The sequence below is a fragment of the Escherichia sp. MOD1-EC5950 genome (assembly GCF_002965345.1).
GTDB lineage: Bacteria > Pseudomonadota > Gammaproteobacteria > Enterobacterales > Enterobacteriaceae > Escherichia > Escherichia marmotae.
In genome coordinates this window covers 1-21,676 of sequence record NZ_PTSR01000043.1, presented here as the reverse complement: position 1 = coordinate 21,676, position 21,676 = coordinate 1, and the positions used below count along the sequence as shown (strand labels likewise).

The 21,676-nt window shown below is 53.4% G+C and carries 23 protein-coding genes and 6 pseudogenes; 5 read left to right on the top strand and 24 right to left on the bottom strand.

Annotated features, from left to right (window positions below):
• Positions 1-55: 55 nt before the first annotated feature.
• The 10 genes and pseudogenes from BEA93_RS25845 to BEA93_RS25385 form a co-directional block, all read right to left on the bottom strand.
• Positions 56-151 carry a Hok/Gef family protein gene (locus tag BEA93_RS25845; RefSeq protein WP_236942081.1) on the bottom strand — a complete coding sequence of 32 codons (96 nt, stop codon included), beginning with the start codon at positions 149-151 and terminating at the stop codon, positions 56-58.
• A pseudogene (locus BEA93_RS25840) lies at positions 132-248 on the bottom strand (DUF5431 family protein); the annotation flags it as partial. The pseudogene BEA93_RS25840 and the gene BEA93_RS25845, both read right to left, overlap by 20 nt.
• A 149-nt stretch (positions 249-397) precedes the next feature.
• Positions 398-1,184: pseudogene (locus BEA93_RS22715) on the bottom strand (plasmid SOS inhibition protein A).
• On the bottom strand, positions 1,181-1,615 hold the full coding sequence (gene psiB / locus BEA93_RS22710; protein ID WP_105225136.1) for a conjugation system SOS inhibitor PsiB: 435 nt from the start codon (positions 1,613-1,615) through the stop codon (positions 1,181-1,183). Before psiB ends, BEA93_RS22715 begins: the two are co-directional and overlap by 4 nt.
• A 68-nt stretch (positions 1,616-1,683) precedes the next feature.
• A complete protein-coding gene (locus tag BEA93_RS22705) occupies positions 1,684-3,642 on the bottom strand; it encodes a ParB/RepB/Spo0J family partition protein (RefSeq protein ID WP_105225135.1) in 1,959 nt (652 codons plus the stop codon).
• 60 nt (positions 3,643-3,702) lie between these two features.
• Complete coding sequence (locus BEA93_RS22700; RefSeq protein WP_001470808.1) at positions 3,703-3,936, bottom strand: DUF905 domain-containing protein; 234 nt, start codon at positions 3,934-3,936, stop codon at positions 3,703-3,705.
• Positions 3,937-3,991: 55 nt separating this feature from the next.
• Positions 3,992-4,489, bottom strand: a complete 498-nt coding sequence (locus BEA93_RS22695) for a single-stranded DNA-binding protein (protein WP_105225134.1) — start codon at positions 4,487-4,489, stop codon at positions 3,992-3,994.
• 149 nt (positions 4,490-4,638) lie between these two features.
• Complete coding sequence (gene ltrA, locus BEA93_RS22690) at positions 4,639-6,540, bottom strand: group II intron reverse transcriptase/maturase (RefSeq protein ID WP_000936285.1); 1,902 nt, start codon at positions 6,538-6,540, stop codon at positions 4,639-4,641.
• A gap of 613 nt (positions 6,541-7,153) precedes the next feature.
• Positions 7,154-7,231 (bottom strand): annotated as a pseudogene (locus BEA93_RS26230) (single-stranded DNA-binding protein); the annotation flags it as partial.
• Positions 7,218-7,424: a hypothetical protein gene (locus tag BEA93_RS25385; protein WP_000547944.1), complete on the bottom strand. Its 207-nt coding sequence runs from the start codon at positions 7,422-7,424 to the stop codon at positions 7,218-7,220. The gene BEA93_RS25385 and the pseudogene BEA93_RS26230, both read right to left, overlap by 14 nt.
• Before the next feature lie 69 nt (positions 7,425-7,493).
• On the opposite strand from BEA93_RS25385, the pseudogene BEA93_RS25835 reads away from it, so the two are divergent.
• A pseudogene (locus BEA93_RS25835) lies at positions 7,494-7,915 on the top strand (hypothetical protein); the annotation flags it as partial.
• An 88-nt stretch (positions 7,916-8,003) separates the two neighbouring features.
• Here BEA93_RS25835 and BEA93_RS22670 read toward each other — a convergent pair.
• The 12 genes from BEA93_RS22670 to BEA93_RS25830 form a co-directional block, all read right to left on the bottom strand.
• Positions 8,004-8,567 (bottom strand): class I SAM-dependent methyltransferase, encoded by a 564-nt coding sequence (locus BEA93_RS22670; protein ID WP_105225133.1) that lies wholly within the window; start codon positions 8,565-8,567, stop codon positions 8,004-8,006.
• A 46-nt stretch (positions 8,568-8,613) separates the two neighbouring features.
• Positions 8,614-9,975, bottom strand: a complete 1,362-nt coding sequence (locus tag BEA93_RS22665) for a DUF3560 domain-containing protein (protein ID WP_105225132.1) — start codon at positions 9,973-9,975, stop codon at positions 8,614-8,616.
• Positions 9,976-10,025: 50 nt separating this feature from the next.
• Positions 10,026-10,256: a hypothetical protein gene (locus BEA93_RS22660; RefSeq protein WP_105225131.1), complete on the bottom strand. Its 231-nt coding sequence runs from the start codon at positions 10,254-10,256 to the stop codon at positions 10,026-10,028.
• Between the two features lie 1,009 nt (positions 10,257-11,265).
• Positions 11,266-11,685, bottom strand: a complete 420-nt coding sequence (locus BEA93_RS22645; protein ID WP_105225129.1) for a DUF1380 family protein — start codon at positions 11,683-11,685, stop codon at positions 11,266-11,268.
• A 46-nt stretch (positions 11,686-11,731) separates the two neighbouring features.
• A complete protein-coding gene (locus tag BEA93_RS22640) occupies positions 11,732-12,157 on the bottom strand; it encodes an antirestriction protein (RefSeq protein ID WP_105225128.1) in 426 nt (141 codons plus the stop codon).
• A gap of 412 nt (positions 12,158-12,569) precedes the next feature.
• Positions 12,570-13,346 carry a hypothetical protein gene (locus BEA93_RS25375; RefSeq protein ID WP_201797395.1) on the bottom strand — a complete coding sequence of 259 codons (777 nt, stop codon included), beginning with the start codon at positions 13,344-13,346 and terminating at the stop codon, positions 12,570-12,572.
• A 45-nt stretch (positions 13,347-13,391) separates the two neighbouring features.
• Complete coding sequence (locus BEA93_RS22625) at positions 13,392-13,859, bottom strand: DUF1380 family protein (protein WP_236942080.1); 468 nt, start codon at positions 13,857-13,859, stop codon at positions 13,392-13,394.
• Positions 13,840-14,061 carry a hypothetical protein gene (locus BEA93_RS22620; RefSeq protein WP_105225127.1) on the bottom strand — a complete coding sequence of 74 codons (222 nt, stop codon included), beginning with the start codon at positions 14,059-14,061 and terminating at the stop codon, positions 13,840-13,842. Before BEA93_RS22620 ends, BEA93_RS22625 begins: the two co-directional genes overlap by 20 nt.
• Positions 14,062-14,745 (bottom strand): DNA methylase, encoded by a 684-nt coding sequence (locus BEA93_RS22615; protein WP_000085940.1) that lies wholly within the window; start codon positions 14,743-14,745, stop codon positions 14,062-14,064.
• Positions 14,746-14,820: 75 nt separating this feature from the next.
• Entirely contained in the window at positions 14,821-15,132 is a 312-nt protein-coding gene (locus BEA93_RS22610) for a hypothetical protein (RefSeq protein WP_172955109.1), read from the bottom strand.
• Positions 15,129-16,031: a DUF1281 domain-containing protein gene (locus tag BEA93_RS22605; RefSeq protein WP_077630349.1), complete on the bottom strand. Its 903-nt coding sequence runs from the start codon at positions 16,029-16,031 to the stop codon at positions 15,129-15,131. Before BEA93_RS22605 ends, BEA93_RS22610 begins: the two co-directional genes overlap by 4 nt.
• Positions 16,032-16,140: 109 nt before the next feature.
• Positions 16,141-16,392, bottom strand: coding sequence for a hypothetical protein (locus BEA93_RS25830; protein WP_236942087.1), 252 nt, complete (start codon positions 16,390-16,392; stop codon positions 16,141-16,143).
• Positions 16,393-16,582: 190 nt separating this feature from the next.
• Between BEA93_RS25830 and parM the strand changes: the two are divergent.
• Together parM and BEA93_RS22590 are read left to right on the top strand one after the other, a co-directional pair.
• Positions 16,583-17,544 (top strand): annotated as a pseudogene (gene parM / locus BEA93_RS22595) (plasmid segregation protein ParM).
• Positions 17,545-17,546: 2 nt separating this feature from the next.
• Positions 17,547-17,897, top strand: a complete 351-nt coding sequence (locus BEA93_RS22590; protein ID WP_105225178.1) for a plasmid partitioning/stability family protein — start codon at positions 17,547-17,549, stop codon at positions 17,895-17,897.
• A gap of 96 nt (positions 17,898-17,993) precedes the next feature.
• Here the strand turns inward: BEA93_RS22590 and yiaY are convergent, their stop codons facing one another.
• Positions 17,994-19,145: an L-threonine dehydrogenase gene (yiaY, locus tag BEA93_RS22585; RefSeq protein WP_105225174.1), complete on the bottom strand. Its 1,152-nt coding sequence runs from the start codon at positions 19,143-19,145 to the stop codon at positions 17,994-17,996.
• An 824-nt stretch (positions 19,146-19,969) separates the two neighbouring features.
• Here yiaY and BEA93_RS22570 point away from each other — a divergent pair.
• Both BEA93_RS22570 and BEA93_RS22565 read left to right on the top strand, forming a co-directional pair.
• Positions 19,970-20,335, top strand: coding sequence for a hypothetical protein (locus BEA93_RS22570; RefSeq protein WP_000124098.1), 366 nt, complete (start codon positions 19,970-19,972; stop codon positions 20,333-20,335).
• Positions 20,335-21,423 (top strand): annotated as a pseudogene (locus BEA93_RS22565) (IS91 family transposase); the annotation flags it as partial. The gene BEA93_RS22570 and the pseudogene BEA93_RS22565, both read left to right, overlap by 1 nt.
• Positions 21,424-21,451: 28 nt before the next feature.
• Here the strand turns inward: BEA93_RS22565 and BEA93_RS22560 are convergent.
• The coding region (locus tag BEA93_RS22560; protein WP_172950065.1) for an ATP-binding protein at positions 21,452-21,676 on the bottom strand (225 nt) is incomplete at its 5' end.

Genomic DNA, 21,676 nt, shown 5'->3' with positions numbered 1-21,676 from the left:
TCAGGAAGAACGAAGAATGGGATATGTCATACCATTCGGTATCTCTTTAATTTTATCATTCAAGACAGTTGCTGTATCCGTCCTTCAGCCGGACTTCGCACAGACGATTCCGGGTCAGGAGTGTGAATATCAACAACGTGCAGCACACGATTAATACGCACCAGATAAGGGCGTTTCCCGGTAGTTTCATGGCCTTCTTCTCCTTGCGCAAAGCGCGGTAAGAGGCTATCCTGATGTTGTCTAAGCATGCAGGGGCCTCGTGGGTTAATGAAAAATTAACTACGGGGCTTTTGTCCTTCTGCCACACAACACGGTAACAAACCACCTTCACGTCATGAGGCAGAAAGCCTCAAGCGCCGGGCACATCATAGCCCATATCCCTGCACGCTGACCACACTCACTTTCCCTGAAAATAATCTGGTCGTTCAGCCAGTTCACGGGCAATCCGTGTGATTGTTGCCGCATCACGCCGCCTCCCGGAGTTTGTTCGGCACCATCCACCGTTCCATCTCACGGACAGCATGACCGGCCTCCCTTGCTGCCATACCAGCCTCTGCGATGACCTGCCAGAATGGCATATCCTGCCACTGCCAGCGTTCCATTCCGGCCAGTGACGGAAAACGCTCGCCCCACTGCCAGAACAGGGTTTCCAGGTCATGCTCTGCCACCCGGTCACTCCAGCGTGCATGCCAGCTTCCGACTGTTTCCGGCGAATGGAATGCCAGTTCGATTTCAGCCTGAGCGACCAGCGCCTGGTACGCACGGGCTTTCTGCTCTGCCTCCCGTGCCTGCTGACGGCTGTACTTCTGCATGACCAGCGCGGATTTATGGCGACTGCGCTCCCTGACACGAAACCGCACCGACGGGAACAGCCGCTCTGCTGCATCACCGGGAAGGGGAAGGAGGCAGACCTCGCCCTGTGTTTCAATCAGCACATCAATGGCATACAGCCACTGAAGACGGTTGCCGCGCAGTTCTTCTGCGGTCAGGGATGGCATGAAAAATCGCAGGTCAGACAGCGATATCCTGCGGCTTCCGTTCAGACAGCGGAAAAATGCCCCCGCATACGGATATTCCGCCAGCATGTTTCCCTGATGGCGGCGTTTTTCTGTCTCCGCCACCGCCCGCCATGCGGCCTGTTGCTCTGTGCTGAGAGGAACCAGTGCCTGTGAACGTGCGCTCATACCTGACCTCCTTCCGCCATCAGGATATGGATGATGTCGTTAACGCTGTACCCCTGCGCATCCAGTGACGCCGCCAGTGCCAGTGAATGGCTGACAGCTTCCGGTGCAAACCGCCGCTGCACCTGAACCACCGCAAACGGCTCACCACCGGCATTCACCAGAACCAGCACCCAGACCTGAGAGACATCACCCGGCGAACATAACGCCAGGTGGAAACGTTCGTGGGCAGGTGTGAAACGGACCTGGACGGGGAAAAAGCCCCCGAACTCGCTGCCGTACTCGCCGTTCAGCGTCCAGTTGTCCGGCGCATCCAGCTCCCGCATCACGGCGTGTGTCAGCTCACGACGTTCATCACTTCCGGCAGCCCGGATATCTTCGTATTCCTGTGCGCTCATGGCCTGTAATACATTCAGGGTCAGTTCAGTTTTCATCACGGTATCTCCCTTGCTGCCGCCCCGTCTCCGGCGGGGCGGTGTGGTAAATGGTTTATGACTGGCGGTCAGGCGGCATTGGCCTGGTTGTCGGTGCGTTCAGTAGTATCCGTCTGTGGACGTGGAGCACACATCCAGCCAGGCACCCAGCGGTTGTCTTTCATGTGGAACTCTGCATGTTCAGCCGCATCGCCTTTCTTCATCTTCTCCGCATCCCGTGCGGCACCGGACAGTCCGGCCTCATTCAGGGCAGCGATAATCTGCTGTTTTTTTAACGCTCCAAAATAATTCCCTCTGGTTGGCTGCCACCAGTCGCGCATGTGGAACCCGATAGCCGTTTCCAGCGAGTCAAGCGGACTGCGTGACGTGCGACCATACTCGCGGGTCTGAACGCCGTGGATGCTGCACGTGGTGCAGAAACTGAGCAGGGACAACAGCACCTCCTGGCGGAGTGACAGGAACATCGTCATGTCCCGTGCCCATCCATCCGGCAGCAGGGCGGCAAGACGGGCTTTTTCTGCCATCATCGCCAGGAATGCGGCACCTTCCTTCCCCGATGGCGCATCGCTGGTCAGCGAAGAATGTTTACATTCCAGGCTGATTTGTGCTGGTTTACTGTACGCTCCGCTGCCAAACACATTCAGGCAGAGCGTCCATGCCAGCAGTGCCAGAGATTTGTCCGGCTGCTGCATCAGTGCCGCCTGGACTGCCAGCGTGCGTTCGGAAGACATTTTCGTCAGCAGTGGCAGACTGATTTCCTCCACTGACGCTTTTTCCTGCACCTGTTCCGTGCGGTCAGCGTCGTCAGCCACGTCATCTTCACTGCGCAACTGCACACCACGCTGGACACACACATTGCCGTAACGCCAGGACACCACCACACCGCTTCCGGCACGCATTTCCGGCGTCCACGCCCTGACCTTCGCCATGCAGTCAATCAGCTTCATTTCTGCTTCCAGCAGGTCGGATTCCTCACACTGGTTTTCCAGCGCGTCGTAACGTGCCATCAGTTCGTTCAGACGTTCTTCCTCCGCCTCCGTCAGCACCGCTTCCGGCTCCGGCAGACAGCGGTATGTTCCGGCATCCTCACGGCACTCACCAACAGGCTCCATGCGCCCGGCGCACCATTCCCAGCCTTCGGCTTCCCGAAGGTGTTCAGCGACAGCCTGGAGTTTTTCCAGCAGGGCGGCATCGAGCGCCACGCAGTCCACATAACCACCCTCGTCGTCGCTGAACAAATCGGTGCGCAGTTCGTCAGGTGAGAAAGCATCAGCCCCCACGAAGCGGAATTTACTGTTCCCCGCCACCGCCACTTCACTTTCCGTAATCAGATTGCGGATAACCCGCACATCCGGTTTACCGCCCCATCCCGACTGACAGGCAGCTTCAAACACCTGCACCTGACGCGCGGTATCGTTCTCCAGTGCCAGCGCCTGACAGTGTTCTGTGGTGATGCGGTCTTCTGCCAGCGCATCGAGGATGACAGGCGCAAGGTCTGCCAGTTTCAGCATTCGCTGGACGTGGCGGGGCGAATAGCCCAGCAAATCACCGATTTGTGCAGGTGTTTTGCCTTCCTGCGCCATTGCACGGAATCCGGCAATCTGTTCGGCAGGATGCATATCCCGACGATGACCGTTCTCGGTCATCGATGCCACCGTCGCCAGTTCCTGCGGAATAACCTTCACGCGGACAGGCCAGTCCGCCGGAAGGATGCCACTCTCTGCCAGCATGTTGAGTGCTGCCAGTCTGCGACCACCTGCGGCGACACCGTAACGGTCACCAGGCAGGGCATGCACGACCAGATTCTGTAACAGGCCAACGCCCTTAATGGACTCCGCCAGTTCGCTGACAGACTCTGCGGAATACGGCACCGTGCGCACATTCAGCGGTGACTTAATCAGTGAGGCCAGCGGCACGCTCACTTCCTCCGTCTGCGCCAGCAGGGCAGACAGGACGGTTTCCTGTTCTTTTGACGATTTACGGCTGGATTTACGCACCGTTTTTACCTTAAACTCTGTAACTGACATGATTATTCCTCTTACGGTTTAGTTAATGTCTGCCGGACGTGTCCCCGTCCGGCACCTCTCTTACTTAAGAATCCCGAAATCCCGGATAACATGGTTCATCCAGTACCCGGCACCGTCCTCAAAATTCCAGGTACGCCAGACCATTGCACCGTTATTACGGACAACCAGTCGAAAATGTTCGCCGTGGTCATCCTCGATAAAGACGTTCCGGTACTGTGCGGCAACGGCTTCAGCCTGTTCGCGGGTAAAGGAGCCGTCAGGCAGCCCCTGAAGTATTCTGAAATATTCGCTCATCCCATCTCTCCGGTGATGCCCCGTACTGGACGGGGCGGTTGTCACTGTCAGTCGTTCAGAACGGGATATCATCTGAAAACCCGTAATCCTCACCCTCCGGCGGTTGCGGCTGCGACTCCGGCTGCGTGGCCTTACGTCCACGGCCTTTCGTTTTTGCGCCTCCTTTTTTCGTACCGGCCTCCGCCTGTGGTTCCGGCTGAGGCTGACCGCTGAACTGTTGCGCCTCTTCCGGCTGAGTCTGAGTACCTGCGGCACGTCCCAGCATCTGCATGGTGCCCGTGGTCTTAACAAGAATTTCGGTGACGTAACGGGTGATACCGTTATCCTCCCAGCTACGGGTGCGAAGCTGACCTTCGATGTAGACCTGCGCGCCCTTACGCAGATATTCACCAGCCACTTCCGCGAGCTTGCCGAACAACACCACGCGATGCCATTCCGTCTGCTCCCGCATCTCCCCCGTCTGTTTGTCACGCCAGGTTTCAGACGTGGCCACCTGCAGGTTTGCCACTGCGCCCCCGTTGGGGATGTAACGGACTTCCGGATCTTTTCCCAGACGGTAGGGTAGGGTACGTGTGGTCTTTCAAGATAAATGGCGAATATGTCCTGCTTATCTTGAGTTAGATCACCGTTACCCCCCCTCCGAACCGTACGTGCACCTTTCAGTGCATACGGCTCTCCATTGCTAGCTTATTGGGGATAAACTCATTTAGCAGAATCCCCGCTTGAGACAGGTGGTTGCAGGAGTATTCTTCCCTTTTCCTGTCTCAAATCGGGTAGTTTTCCGCTATGTAACTTGTCGTGGCAACTTGCGCACAAAATCATCGTTTTCCGGCGGCGTGCGATCATCATTAGTTGCCACAGGCTGGGTTTATATCCGGCCTTACGACCTTTCTTCAGGTCTTTTAGCTTTCTGACATGATGTACTTCGCAGCGCCCAGTCTTCGCACAATACTCGCAGATCCTTGCCCCTAATCGACGCATGATCTCTGTTGTGCGGGTTGTGATATGTGCGGTTCTCGGTTCCGTATCGACAATCGTTGTTCGGTTGCGATTGACATGTTTGAGTTTGAAAACCTCAATCTTTCGGGATCCATTTTTGGCCTGAACGGTAATAGCCAGATCTCCATTATTTTGCCGTAGCGATTTGGCGACTTTATTCACTGAACTACGTCGTTTATTCGCCAGGGTCTTAAAAAGGCTTATTTGCCATATGAAATATAATTTTGATAATTTATATTTCATGTCCAGCGCCAGACTGTAGTAGTTCGCCAATCCGCGCATTTCCGCGTTGAAAGTCAGAACAATTTCAGCTTCACTGAGATTTTGTAGACTTGAACGATGTACAGCCTTCACATTCTCATAACAGCCATATTTCTTTTGGTGACAAAATTTAGCGGCTATATTGTCAGGAACGAAGAGCTGCACAATTCCTGTGGTGGATCTCCGGAGAGCGTGCCGCCCTTGCATTTTCTGCTTCAGCAATTTCTTTGCATCTGCCTGTCTGATTTCATAGCCTAAAAAATTAACTCCTTCTGAGATATGGCGGATCCTGGTCTTTGCTTCATTAACTTCCAATCCCAGTGAAGTAGTAATAAAGTTTCTGACCTGTCTTGATATATGTTCAGCATCTTTCTTCGAGCCGATGACACCGATTACGAAGTCATCAGCATATCGAACATAGTACATACGCCTGAAGTTTGGATCGTTCATGACCTGAGATGGTATAGAACGTTTTTCTTCAAGCAGTCGTTCAATTTCTTTCTTTATGGCTTCTTTTTCTGATTCAGAATCAGTTGCCATACCGTCTACTTTCTTTCGTAGTTTATGAATCTTATGGGCCAGCCTGTTCATATCTGGATTCGCTCTTCGTTTTGTACCGCTTGTATATGCAGGAATTAAATTCTGTTCTACAAAACGGTCCAGTTTGTCGAGGTATATATTTGCCAGTAAGGGAGAAATTATCCCACCTTGTGGCGTACCAGAATATGAGCGATGGTATTTCCAATTGTCCACATATCCTGCCTTCAGCCACTGTTCGATTAATTTCAGGAAATTCTTATCCTTAATTTTCTCTGCCAGTGTATTCAGCAATAGTTTGTGGGGGATATTGTCAAAGAAACCTTTGATATCAACGTCCACGATCCATTTAACTCCGTTCCAGACTGGACGAATAGATCTGAGCGCAGTTTCACACGAACGTTTTGGTCTGAATCCATGAGAGTGTTCAGAGAATACTGGTTCATAAACCCTTTCCAGAATAATTCTTGCTACTTCTTGCGCCAGTTTATCGTCTCCACCTGGAATCCCCAGCGGTCTGGTTTTTCCGTCCTTTTTTGGGATCTGAACTCTGCGTACAGGTTTCGCTACGTATTCTCTACTCCGCAATGTTTTTGCCAGCTTCTCTGCTCTTTCGATAGAAAAGCCATCAATGGTATCTGTTGATACACCTTGAGTCAGTGCACCTGCATTGGCCCGTATATTCACGTAGGCTTGCAGCCACAGTCCGGGCTCACACGCAATTTTGTATAGATTACGTACTGGATACCCTTTTTTTGAAGCATCCTCAATTCCATCTAATCTTTTCTCAAGTTCATCAGGCAGCATTGGCTAACCCTCCTCTTAGAGATTGATGTATCTAACAACTGTCTCCCTTCCCCGCAGCACTGTGAGGCTTTCATCTTCCTTCCGGTTGATTTATACCTTTGCTGCTTCCGTATAATGCGGACTGCCGGAACCCATTACAGGCCGACCTTGAGTACTATGGAGACTCCGCTACCATGCTGGGTATAAATCCAGTTTAGGTAGTCCCGTAGTTTCACGGTGTGGAGATGCGATGTACTTAGGATGTCTTTCGATCGTTTAACTATTTCATCAATAGCTGGCCCGTTAGAGTGGTCACAATCAACGTCGGACGGATTTCTTGTGCTAGTACGGGAATAACGCTTCAATCGTTCTGCGTTATTGGTTTCCTGTTTCCCACATAGATCTCGACTTCAACAAACCCAGTTTATCCATATACATCTTGCATTGAATGGTGATACTTATAACGATTTCCATATTCACCACCCTTTTCTGTGGATGCTATGTTCACCTCTCCTTTTCAGGATCTCCGAGCCTGTTACCAAGCAAGGCTAACCACAGTATGCAATGGCTATACCACTAAGCCATGTTGCTTTTCAGGCAACACTCCATAAAACACCGCGCTTCAACGGCGCACACCGACAAGAATGACCTTGTTAATGCCACGAACTGCCATGATGTGCCTCCTTCTGTTGATGTTTTCAGCCCCCATCACCCGTTGAGTTTCGGGAGCCGCGGTTTTGACGTTTTGCGGGGACCTGCCGTTTGTTCCCTCCGGTATTAACCATCACCCGTTTGAGAACCTTCGCCGCAAGGGGCATCACTGCCACGGCCGGAAACGACTGTCCGGGGGCAGACCGCAAAAGTTTTTGCCTGCTTTTGGGCAAAAACTTTTGTGGGATGTGCATTTCACCCCTGGACTGGCGGAGACGGTTGTGGCTGTCTTTGCCCCCGGCGACAGGGACTCATACGGGTGTGTGGCACCGGACACAACAACGGGCAGGGACCCGCCGCAACGACGAAGAGCGCGTGCGCGAAACGGCGTTGCCCCTCACATCCCGGCGGCCTTTTGCCGGGATGCCGGGAGCGCAGGTCACGGCGCGACAGAGGCGGCGCGACCGGAACGGTCGCTGCAAGCCGGGGGTTCGCGTCAGGGATGGAAGCCCGCCAGGGCGGAGACAGCTTCGCTGGCTCCGTTCACGACAGCCCGCCCCGCCAGGGGGACGCCCGGAAAAGGCACAGGCAGGAGAACAACAAAACAGACAGTAATGAGAGCATCAGAAAAAAGAAGAACAGTAGCAGTAGCAGGAACAACAACATCATCAGTAACAGACAAATGACAGGTCTGAAAAGACAGAAGCCCCCATCAGAATGTCCGCGTAATGGAAGGGGCGGCGCGTCAGCGCGGCCCCTTTCAGCGCCACCGGCGCGCGGTTTTTTCCCGGCGCGGGCAGACGGGCATTAATCCTCCCGCCTGCCCTGTGTCATCAGGCTCGCAGACGAATAATCATCGTCGGAACACGGGTATAAGCAAACGTGCCGCACGGCAGCACCTCGCGGACATCAGAAAACGGTAACAGCTTCTCCTGCTGGCGCGGCCCGTTGAGACAGACGGCGACCAGCACGCCCCCCGGACGCAACAGGGAAAAGGCCCGCAGGATATGCCGGATATCCTGCCCGTGACTGAACGGCGGATTCATGATAATCCGGCTGTAATACTGCACCGGCTGCCATTCCATGAAGTCGCCACACTGTACCCTGACACCGTTAAAATTGTCCCGCAGATACCGGACCAGCCCGCTGTTAATCTCCACCGCATCACACATGGCCCCCGGCGCGGTATCCCGAATAGCCCGCAGTATGGCCCCGGTGCCGGCAGAGGGTTCCAGAATGTGATCTCGGTTGCTGATCTCCGCCAGCGTCACCAGGCGCTCACAGACCGGGGCAGGTGTCACAAAAAGCTGAGATTCAGCCCGGATTTCAGCAACCGGCGCGACGTTATCCAGCCTTGCGCGCATCAGCCGGATACGTTCTCTTAACTGACTGTGCATGTCATTATCTCCGTCATACCCCGGGGCTTTTCCCCGGGGATAAGCCTTATTTCTGCGGGATTTCCGTAATTTTCATGTCGGTGATATACACATTCACCAGGCGGAAATTATTGTCCATTGTGCGGCGGTAGCGGTATGCCCCGTGGTCTTCTGCTTCTGCCACACTGCGCACGGCCTTACAGTCCCGGGGCAGGGCGGCCCACTGTGCCTTTGTCATTTCCCGGAAACCTTCCCCCGGATAGTTGACTACCGGTGGACGCTTCGCGGTCTGTCTGGCGACGGCAGCCTCTTCTGCCGATGGCGCTCTGTAGTCCGTGATGCGTTCGGGCGTCACTTTCATCGTGCCGCTGTACCCGAGAAAACTGTAATTTGGCGTTGTGACTGAACTCACCGCCCCGTTGCTTTTGTTCACGCGAATGATGGTCAGCCACTCGCCCCGGCTGCAAATCTGCCCGCCCGGCTCAAAATCCTGTATCCGGGTAACCACACCACCGCTTTCGTCCAGCATGGCACGCTCATAGATCAGGCGGTTCTGATAGTGGTTAACCCAGCGTTGTTGACGCTGAATCTGCCGTTCATGACAGCGGATCGCAATTTCGCGGGCCTGCTCCGTGGTGATGATGTCATCATCCAGGGCCGACCATAACGATCGACTTCCTTCATACTGGCTTTTTTCTGCCGGACGCGGGTACTTATCCAGCGGGAAACAGGCGCTGATATGGTCATGACTGCTGATGAGTTTTGCCATATTCAGATCCAGCGATTCAGCCTGCCACATCGTCAGATATTTCTGCGACTGCGCGATGGTCTTTTCAGCCTTGCGCAAATCAGCTTCGATTTTTTTGATACGACGCCAGCGAACATCCGGACGTTCTTTATACTTCGCGTGAAGCCGTGCCGACCGCGCCCGCTCTTCCCAGTATTCCGCACGTTCAAAGAGCATCACGGCACGTTTCATGCCGTTTTCAATACGCTGCGCATCACGACGGGCGCGGCGTTCGCTGTGATGCCCCACAAGAATGGGCTGACCGGGCGGGATCATCGCGGCCAGTCTTTCCACTTCATCAAGTGCCTGTGCGGATTCACTGGCCCGCTTTCCGCTGTATCCGGTAAACCGCTCCGCCCGAGCTTCCTGACGTTCAGCGAGCGTGCTGTCTTCATCCTCAATCTCTCCGGCAAGTGAGAGGAGCACGTCTTCCCGGCCCGGTGTCCAGGCCGGCGCGACAAACAGCGCCTGTTTTGGTGCCCAGCGGAAACCGGCATCATGGACTTTTTTATACGTCTCCGGGTCAAGACGTGACGCGGCATACAGGCGCAGTTTGTTGTCATCCGGTGAGTAGGTCGCGCGGTACATCTGCACAGGGCTGGCGGCTTCCGGGGCGGTCATGGTGATTGCTGCTAATGTCATAAAATGTTCTCCTTCCGTCTGTTGCCGCCCCTCGCGGGCGGCTCACCTCATCAGTTAAAAGCGCGTTTCAGTTCGAGTGTGCGGAGCACCTGCCCGAAGGCCGTGTTTTTCATGGCGGGGATGTGTACACCACGCCCCCGGTGAAAACTCCGGGCAATGTGTCGCCCGAAGGCTTTCAGCACGGGGTCAATTTCCGGCGCGGGGATGTCTTCGCGTCTGAAACGGGGATGACGGCGGGGCTTTACAGCCGCTGCGGAAGGTGAAACAATATTGACTGTCATAAATGAACCTCCTTATGGCGTAGGTTAGATGAAGCCGCAGAGGCTGTTCGTGCAGTCTCTGCGGCGTGGATTAAGCAGGTCACTGACCTGCTTTTTTCATATCTGCATCTGACGTTCTCCGGTGTTTTCCTCCTTCTGTTCCTGCGTTTTCATTACCTGCCAGCCGGATGACTGACAGAACAAATAAATGCGTATTGCCGGAGCCTGAAATAAATCCTGATTGTTAAAGAACATCACCCGTTGAGTTTCGGGAGCCGCGGTTTTGACGTTTCGCGGGAACCTGCTGCTGTATTCCCTGAGGTATGAACTTCACCCGTTTGAGAACCTTCGCCGCAAGGGGCATCACTGCCACGGCCTGACGCACCTGTCCTGGGCAGAACGCAAAATTTTTTACCGGGTTTTGGGTAAAAAATTTTGTGGGCTGTTCATTTACCCTGGACAGTCAGTGCGGCAGGTTGTGGCTGTATCAGCCCCCGGCGACAGGGACTCAAACGGGTGTGTGGCACCCGGCAGGCAATGAGCAGGGACCCGCCGCAACGACGGAGAGCGCGTGCGCGAAACGGCGTTGCGCCTTACATCCCGGCGTTTTTTTGCCGGGATGCCGGGAGCGCAGGCCACGGCGCGACAAGGGTGGCGCGACCGTTCCGGTCGCTGCAAACCCGGGGTTTCGCGTCAGGGATGGAAGCCCGTCAGGGCGGAGACAGCTTCGCTGGCTCCGTTCACGACAGCCCGACCCGCCAGGGGGGCGCCCGGGAAAGCCATAAACAGGAGAAGAACGGAAAGAACAGGAAGAACAACAACAGTAACAGGCACAGTAACCACAGAAATATAACATCAGGAAAAAACATTTCTGACACATCACAAACGGGAAGGGTAACGGGCGACGCGTCAGCGTGGCCCGCTTCCCTTCCGGCAGGCGTCAGCCTGCCAGGGGTTTTCGCGCGGGCTGACAGGCGGCCTCCACCGCCTGCCCTGTATCACCTGTGTCTACTGCCCTGAAAGATATTCATTACCTGTTCTCCCCGTCCAGCGCCTGTAACACAACGTCCATTGCTTCGCGTTCCTCCCTGACGAACGCGTCACCGTCGCCCCCGTTCTCACTCCCGACGGCATACAGACGCTTCATTTCACTGCCTGCCAGCGCCATCACTTTTTCCAGCATCGCCGCCGGGACTGTCACCTGACGGCTGGCGCGCTTTTCTTCCATCAGTTCACGAACAACGTCGTGAACAACGCTGACATCCGCACCATGCTCAAAGGCATCGTCCAGCCGCTGCATGACGGTTTCCAGCTCATCGTCTGACAGGTTCCAGTCCTTGGCTATGTGACGCACATCCCCACGGGTCAGCACCACGGCAAACACACATTCACTCTCCGGCACGTCTGTATCCAGCACTTCGCGGATAATTTCTTTAACAGTACAGTACATTTTCTCGTCTCCTTTACAGGGGCGGCATTGCCGCCCCGTCCGTTAATCAGTCCAGCGCCGCGTAAATCGCGTTACATTCGGGGTGAAATTCGATGTGGCTCCACAACTGCGCATCGCGCATCCTGTACAGGTGAGTCAGTCCTGCATCACCGCTGTCGTGGTACAGCCACAACTGACGGTTAATCACAAGGGAAGTCACAATGATGCCTGCGGCATCGGCGCTGACCGTACGGTCAAACCAGTTTGCACCGTTCACCATGTGGAAACGGTCGCCATCCGGCATCATGTAACCGCCACCGTCCGGCAGGCGGATGAAGTGCCAGAATCCGCCTTCATATTCCGGCATCATTTTTTTCGCCAGCGCGTACACAGATGCCTCGGCATACAGAAAATCCAGGCCAAACAGGTAAGGCAGAAAGGAGAGACGGTCGCACTCTTCAACATTCAGAGTGACAGATTTCGCATACTGCATGATGTTTTCCTCCGTTGTTCACATATTCCGCGACACCGGGCGGTGCCGTGCCTCCATAAAAGCCGGGCGATAAGGCGGGGATGCAGGGGCGCAAGGGAAGCCGCAGCCTGACGCACACGGCTGACGGGAGTTGAAGGGGACGGACGCGTTTTCGCGGACGGCCGGCCGGAAAATCACGGCAGACGGGAAGGAGGGACCGGGTGACCGCCGCGTTCATTTTACCCTTGCATCCCCGCCAGCCCGGCTAAGATGGAGGCACGGCACAGCCCGCACACGGCGCTGAAGCCACATAACTGAAAACCCACAAGGCCATGCCCCGCATGGCCGGGTAAAGCGGAGCCGGCGGCGACGTCCTTTGTGCTCTTTCCGGGGACCGGCAGGAAAAAGGCGGGGATTATCCCCGCCATCGTCATCATTTCCGGATTTTTGCCAGGGCATCCGCCATGCTGCGGATTTCGGTCCGGGCTTCCCGGACCACCTCCCGCAGAACACCACGGTCAAACCAGCGGCGGGGCGGTTCGCCCGGTATACGCAGCACATCGCAGGCCAGCCCACTGGCCAGGATATGCTCCACACACTCACTGACCAGGTACATTTCCACTGCCGAAAAACGTGCGCCCCGGTTCAGGATGGCATCGAGCACCACGGGCAGGTTTTCGTCGTCTTCATCGAGCCAGCAGGGGTGATCGCTTTCCTTCACCACCAGGCGAAATCGGCGGGTCTGGCGGGTCAGCAACGTCTGCCCGGTTGTGGTCAGCGCCGCCCGGATACGCCGCGTATCTTCTGCCACCCGGTAACTGACAGTGCGTACTGCATCGCGCACCGCATCAAGAACTGCCCTGATTTCGTCTTCTGCCAGCCACTCACCGGCATACGGGAAAGACACCTGCGTTCCGTCTGCCGGAAGTACCGGCAGCGACTGCCACTGACTGCCGGACAGTACAAGTTCCGCCCCGGTTCCGGTCAGTTTGTGAATGGCGGAGGCCAGGAGCGGCGGCAGCACGCCATCGTGGCGGTTAACGAGTAACGTCGCCAGCCTGGGCGCATCCAGCCGCACGTAAATGCTGATCCAGCCCGGATAGTTCGGGTTTCGCTGGTCAACATCCGTCTCTTCCGGCCAGCCCTGCGCCAGCAGCAGGTTACGGGCGTGGCGATAAATCAGTGCATTCAGCGTTGTGTTTTCGTTCATGATTAATCGTTCTCCCTGTATCGCCGCCCGCAGGCGGCGATAACATCAGTCGTTTTCGTGTGTGTTGTTTTTCAGCAGGGTGCGGGCCTGATTAATCACCGCCTGACGGCGGGTAACGCATTCCGGGACGGCGAGGCCGTTATCACGGGCGGCCCATTCACGTTTCCACAGTGCCTGTTCAGCGGTCTGAATCAGGGACGCCAGCAGTTCAGCCGGGACGGTCACCTGGCGGTTTTCGCTCACGTTGCTGATAATCTCCATCGCCGCACCGGAAGAAATACCGGACTCAATCCGCTGGTCTTCCGGGATGTCCTCCAGGCGCGCCAGGACAGTCCTGATTTCATGATCGGTCAGAGAAATTTCCATACCGTCAGCCAGTGCCTGAATCTCTTCCGGGGACCAGACAACCAGCATCAGCGGCGTGTCTCCCGGATACTTTGCTGCCAGCGCCCGGCAGAGCGTTTCGCATGTTCCGTACATTCTCGTCTCCTTCTCAATCTTTAAAACACGCATCCAGTTCCAGAATTTCGGTATATACCTCCAGTAAGAGGCGGTTTGCGCGAAACAGCGTCTGACGCACCAGACGTTCCGGCAGGGTGTCGGCATTAAAGCTGTACCGCTGCTCCATCTCATTCATGGTTGTACGCAGGTCGCACATGGCATTGGCCACCTCCGCCACTTCGGCGCGCAGTTTTTCGTGTCCGGCATAGTTCATTTACGCAGCCTCCGGTTCAAACCAGTTATCATTCGCGGCCCCCTGCTGCATGGCCCGTTGCACGGCGGCCAGTCGTTGCTGTCCGGCACGGTGATACTGTTCAAGCAGCTCGATACCGATATACCGGCGTCCGGACTGAAGGGCGGCCACGCAGGTTGAGCCGCTGCCTGCAAACGGGTCCAGCACAATTGCGTTCGGGTGTGTGAAGCTCTCAATCAGCGGTTGCAGGCTGGTAACAGGCTTTTCCGTCGGGTGATGACGATTGCCTGAATATTTCCAGCCCAGCACATCCGGCAAGGGTTTCTGAGGCAGCGCCGGACGCCCTTTTGCCAGGATGTAGGCGCATTCGTGGCGATAGCCCACATATGCGGCCTTCGATGTGTAGGTTTTGGTAAACACCAGGTGGCCAACCACGCTGAATCCCGCATTTTTCCAGGCGGCCATAAAGCGATCGACGCGGTTCCAGCCATAGAAGCTCACCATCAGCGCATCTTTTTTCAGCACGCGGTACATTTCATTACAGGCCGGTTGCAGCCATTCATCGGTTTTATCGCCGGCGATGGTACGCCCCTGACGGTCACGGAAACCGACGAGATATGGCGGGTCGGTAAGGATGAAATCGACAGCATTGCCCGGAAACGTGGCCATAACACGCACGCAGTCACCCTGGATAAAACGGGACATACAAAACTCCTTCTCTTACAGAGGGCACCGGGAGGGCGCCCCTGTGGCGCCCGTTCCCCGCTGCCTGTGGGCTGTTCACCGCGTCCGGTAACGGGTCAGGCCGACCGTGGAATACCGCAGCCGTCGTCTTTTTGACGGCGAGGTTATGCCGCGAAAGCGGCTTGAAGGGCGTTCATCAGAAAAGGGCTCCCGGCTGGCGTACACTGTCACCGACGCCAGCCGGGAGCGGTAAAAGCGCCCGTCCCGTGCCCGCCGGACGCGGGACACTGACCACAGGCAGCGTTTATGCCGCGCCGCGTCAGCCGGCGCAGTAAAAAAAGGAGCACAGCGACATCCTTTGTCGGAAAAGAAACGGGCGGTTGCCCGTCCGTCTCCGTCATACTTCATCCACCGTAATGCGCCACCTTATCGACTATCCACTCCGGCGCGATGACTTCCGGCAGCTCATCATCATCTGTCGGGGAAGACCATTCCAGTTCCCCCCACAGCACATCAACAAGCTCTCCACGCTCATATCGCTGCCAGCCACAGAAATTGCAGCCCTGTTCGGCGTACCAGTGCTCCAGCGTGCAGCCGAAACGGCGGCTTAATTCTGCAACAACGGCATTCTCCGGCTGACACCACGGTGTATCAAAATCCACCTGAATGAAGTTTTCTCCCTGACTGCTGATATTCAGTCCATATCCCACAGGCCACTTCACGCCATACTGTTCCGTATACCAGTGATATGCAGAAGGAACATCGTTCAGTGCACCGCCATTGAAGCCGTTCACTTCAACATCCAGGCGGGTGGGCAGAACCATCCGCAGGTCAAACGGCATGGTTTTTTCCGGCAGCACGTTGTCACACAGACGATTCCACCACACCGATACATCCTCGTTACTCCAGAAGTCACACCAGTCACCTCTTTTGGCGGTGAAATGCACGGTAATGGTTTCCCTGACATCATCCGGTAATTCTTCCCAGCGACGCTGTCCAGTACCGCTCTGCAGCCAGAGTTCATGCAGCATCAGGCAGTTTTGTTCATCCAGTAGCACACCGTCCTGCAGGTGCGTCAGCCAGCGGGTGAACGCGATATTTTCCGGCGATACGACGCCACGTCCGGCAGCCGTCAGTCCGGGGCACGGTTCAAACCGGATATCTTCAGTAGTCTGCAGAAGTCCGGCACTTCCGGCCAGAAACAGCTGAATACCTTCATTTGTGGCGCGGCGATAAAACGGTGTGACTGCACCGCTGGCCAGTCGTTTAATCTCAGCGATCTGTGCCGGTTCACCAGAAAAATGCATACGATTTGAGCACCAGTTTGGCATGGGAATTCTCCTCTCACTTCTGCTTCAGCAGAGAGCACCGGGAGGGCGCCCCTGTGGCGCCCGTTCCCCGCTGCCTGTGGGCTGTTCACCGCGTCCGGTAACGGGTCAGGCCGACCGTGGAATATCGCAGCCGTCGTCTTTTTGACGGCGAGGTTATGCCGCGAAAGCGGCTTGAAGGGCGTTCATCAGAAAAGGGCGACGGGCTGGCGTACACTGTCACCGACGCCAGCCGGGAGCGGTAAAAGCGCCCGTCCCGTGCCCGGCCGGACGCGGGACACTGACCACAGGCAGCGTTCCTGCCGCGCCGCGTCAGCCGGCGCAGTAAAAAGAGGAGCACAGCGACATCTTTTGTCACTCGCCAAATAAAACCCAAAAACAACCCAAAACACACCACAACAAACCCAAAAACAATGCAAATAATCATTGATTGATAGTTAAAATGGGGTAAACTTGACAAACAAACCCATTTAAAACCCAAAGCAACCCCAAAAGCACACCAAAAAAAAACACCATAAGGAGTTTTATAAATGTTGGTATTCATTGATGACGGTTCAACAAACATCAAACTACAGTGGCAGGAAAACGACGGAACAATTAAACAGCACATTAGCCCGAACAGCTTCAAACGCGAGTGGGCAGTCTCTTTTGGTGATAAAAAGGTCTTTAACTACACACTGAACGGCGAACAGTATTCATTTGATCCAATCAGCCCGGATGCTGTAGTCACAACCAATATCGCATGGCAATACAGCGACGTTAATGTCGTTGCGGTGCACCACGCCTTACTGACCAGTGGTCTGCCGGTAAGCGAAGTGGATATTGTTTGCACACTTCCTCTGACAGAGTATTACGACAGGAATAACCAACCCAATACGGAAAATATTGAGCGTAAGAAAGCAAACTTCCGGAAAAAAATTACATTAAATGGTGGGGATACATTCACAATAAAAGATGTAAAAGTCATGCCTGAATCTATACCGGCAGGTTATGAAGTTCTACAAGAACTGGATGAGTTAGATTCTTTATTAATTATAGATCTCGGGGGCACCACATTAGATATTTCTCAGGTAATGGGGAAATTATCGGGGATCAGTAAAATATACGGAGACTCATCTCTTGGTGTATCTCTGGTCACATCTGCAGTAAAAGATGCCCTTTCTCTTGCGAGAACAAAAGGAAGTAGCTATCTTGCTGACGATATAATTATTCACAGAAAAGATAATAACTATCTGAAGCAACGAATTAATGATGAGAACAAAATATCAATAGTCACCGAAGCAATGAATGAAGCACTTCGTAAACTCGAGCAACGTGTATTAAATACGCTCAATGAATTTTCTGGTTATACTCATGTTATGGTTATAGGTGGTGCGCAGAATTAATATGCGATGCAGTAAAAACACACACACAGATTCGTGATGAACGTTTTTTCAAAACCAATAACTCTCAATATGATTTAGTTAACGGTATGTATCTCATAGGTAATTAATGATGGACAAGCGCAGAACCATTGCCTTCAAGCTAAATCCAGATGTAAATCAAACAGATAAAATTGTTTGTGATACACTGGACAGTATCCCGCAAGGGGAACGCAGCCGCCTTAACCGGGCCGCACTGACGGCAGGTCTGGCCTTATACAGACAAGATCCCAGGGCCCCTTTCCTTTTATGTGAACTGCTGACGAAAGAAACCACATTTTCAGATATCGTGAATATATTGAGATCGCTATTTCCAAAAGAGATGGCCGATTTTAATTCTTCAACTATCTCTCAATCCTCTTCACAACAAGAGCAAAAAAGTGATGAAGAGACCAAAAAAAATGCGATGAAGCTCATAAAATAATCTAATAGCACCACCAGATAAATCACGATCTATTCATTTTCGTAAAACACGCCTCTTTCTGGAGGCGTGTTTTACCCGTTACATCCCGGATTTACATCACATTGCTGCCTGATAAATTGCAACAATCTCCTCATGTGTCGCCTGTATCGGATTCGTCAGCCCACAGGCGTCTTTCAGTGCATTTCGGGCCAGCTCCGGAATATCCTCATCTTTAACATTCAGCTCGCGCAACCCAGCCGGAATATTAACTTTCTTCGCCAGTTCACGGATGGCATTAATACAGGCTTCGGCCCCTTCCACGTCATTTTTTCCCGTCACATTCACACCCATTGCTGCTGCACAGTCACGCAGACGCGCAGCAGCAACTTTACTATTGAACATCTGAACGTGCGGTAACAGAACAGCATTACATACACCATGAGGCAAGTTGTAGAAACCACCCAGTTGATGCGCCATCGCATGAACATACCCCAGAGATGCATTGTTGAATGCCATACCGGCAAGGAACTGGGCATAAGCCATTGCTTCACGTGCTCTGGCGTTACTGCCATCTTCTACGGCTAACGGCAGGTTTTCCACAATCATGGTCATCGCCTTCAGCGCACAGGCGTCAGTAACTGGTGTGGCGGCAACAGAAACATATGCTTCAATGGCGTGAGTCAGGGCATCCATACCTGTAGCTGCTGTCAGTGGCTTCGGCATACCAGTCATCAGTGAGGGGTCATTGACAGAAAGCAGCGGGGTTACATGTTTATCCACTATCGCCATTTTGATGTGGCGTACTTCGTCAGTGATGATACAGAAACGGGTCATTTCTGACGCCGTCCCCGCTGTGGTATTGATGGCAATCATCGGTAACTGTGGTCTGGCAGAGCGGTCACCCCCCTCATAATCACGTATATCACCGCCGTTAGCAGCAACCAGTGCAATACCTTTCGCGCAGTCATGCGGAGAACCACCACCCAGGGAAATAACGCTATCGCAGTTATGTTCTTTCAGTAATTTCAGACCTGCGGCAACATTTTCTGTGGTCGGGTTTGGCCGGGTACCATCATAAATAACGCTGAAAATATTGTGTTCTTCCAGAGCCTTTTGTACATCCCCGACCATACCCGACTTCGTTAACCCGGTGTCAGTAACAATCAGGCTCCGTCGGAAACCATACTCCACCATCATTCCGGTTGCAGCCGACAGCGCTCCCACTCCCAGCATATTTACAGAAGGGATAAAAAATGTTGATACACTCATGAGTTCCTCCGGATTTCTGTATACATATTTCCAGTCAGAATAAACCGTAATATCTATTTTACGGATATGACACACATTTACAGTGACAAAGGACAAAATGTCTATTCTGTAAGTGCAGTTTACAGCCGGAACATGTATAAGAACTGATAAATATGATATATAAAAAACCACCAGGTAAATAAAATGTGAACGTAGCAAACAGACTAGTCATGGATTGTTTTCATATCAGAAATAATCCGACTAATATCAGACAACACATCCCTGTAAACACATATGAATATATGTCCGCGCAGAGTAATAAATATGTTTCAAACATATAGCGATTTAATTTCCCAACTGAAAGGCAAACATCAATACTTTGACAGATTATATAGTCAGTATTGTTCGCTTGAACGCCAGATAGCCAGATTTGAAACTGATTTTAGGAGAGGACACTCCATGAAGGTCGTGATATTAAAACTTGAAAGACTGGACGTGAAACAGGAGTTACAAATGCTTCTCGAAGAAGAAGCAAAACGCTTCAGGCCGGGACTGAAATAATGTTTTATTAGCAGGAAAAGCGTTCTGCTCTTATTGCCAGAGAATATCATGCGTATTCCATCTCACAAAGAACCTGGTGAAGGACATGTAATACAGGCACTGCGTCGGGCGTGCCGATCCCCCCCGTATATACCTCTCACCGCCAGGATATTGACACGACTGGCCTCATCATTCACTTCATAAAGTACATGCTGTCCGAGTAGGCAGCCTGACGGCTGCGGCTTGTCATGGTCTGGAATTACCGTTATAAAAAAAGATAATGTCATTGTCTTTCAGGTAGTTATATGGCCCGTTCAGCTAAACCCCGTAAACGCAAACCCGCACCACAAAGAAGCAAACTTCCCCGCTATGTTGTGAAACTTCATCCGGATGATTTTTTTGACGAAGAAGACGCTGAAGTTCTGCGCTTTGATAATTTTGACGATGCCGTTGAGTGCTGCGCTGACCTGGGTATTCCGTTCTTTCTGGATGCAGGAAACAAAAAGCTGGTCTTCTGGTTTGTTCGTGTCGATGACGAAGGGTATCCGGAAATAGCCCGCTGTACGGAGCGGGAGTTTGCAACCATTCTTGCCGGTATCAGTGCCGGTGGTATGTACTGCCCGGAATGCGGCACAGTTCACTGGCCGGATGGCGTTACCCCACCCGTCTGATGCTTCCCCGTTTTGCCGATATTTTTCAGCAGGGTAACCGCTGGCTTAACTGGCTGGAGAAACAGCCGGAAGGTTCAGTGCGTCCGGTGGTGATTGAGTCAGTGACAAAAATCATGGCATGCGGGACCACGCTGATGGGGTACACGCAATGGTGCTGTTCGTCACCGGACTGTTGCCACACAAAGAAGGTCTGCTTCCGGTGTAAAAGCCGCTCCTGTCCGCACTGCGGAGTGAAGGCCGGCGCACAGTGGATACAGTATCTGCTGAGTCTGGTCCCCGACTGCCCGTGGCAACATATTGTGTTCACACTTCCCTGCCAGTACTGGTCCCTGGTGTTCCACAACCGGTGGTTACTGGCAGAGATGAGCCGTATCGCAGCGGATGTGATACTGGAAATCTGCCGCCAGGCAGATGTGGAGCCGGGGATATTCACGGTAATCCACACCTGGGGGCGTGACCAGCAGTGGCATCCGCACATCCATTTATCGACAACTGCCGGTGGTGTGACATCAGGTCACACCTGGAAAAACCTTCATTTTTACGCCCGTAAGGTGATGAGTATGTGGCGTTACCGGATAACGCGGTTACTGTCACGAAAATACCCTGACCTGGTGATACCGGATGAGCTGGCCGCGGAAGGAAACAGCAAATGGGACTGGAATCGCTTCCTGGACACACATTACCGCCGGGGCTGGAATGTCAACGTCTCCAGGGTAATGGATAACGCCACCCACGTGGCGGTGTACTTTGGCTCTTACCTAAAAAAGCCGCTGGTTCCGATGAGTCGTCTGGAGCATTATGCAGGTCAGGATGAAATTGGCCTGCGTTACAACAGTCACCGGACAAAACGGGAAGAATACCTGGTGATGAGTGGCGATGAATTCATGGAAAGGTTCTCCTGGCATGTGGCGGATAAGGGATTCCGGATGGTGAGGTACTACGGGTTCCTGAGTCCAGTGAAGCGCCGGTTACTGGAAGAGGTTGTGTATGCCATAACGGAGACGGTGCGAAAAACGGTGAAACAAATCAGGTGGAGAGGGATGTATCAGCGGTTACTGTCAACGCCACGATTTTTAACCGTTATTTGCCATTTTCATGCCCGCTAAGATACTTTCGTTACTGATGCTGTCCGCTTTCCACCATTTCATCATCACTGATTGGCGTTGTGTTTTTGGTCAGCACTCCTGCTTTACGTTTCTCTTTTAACCGGTAACTCTCTCCTTTGATATTCAGCGTAGTTGAGTGATGTAGCAGCCGGTCCAGGATCGCTGTTGCCAGCACGTGATCTCCGAACATTTCTCCCCAGTCTGCGAACCCTTTGTTTGACGTCAGTATGATGCT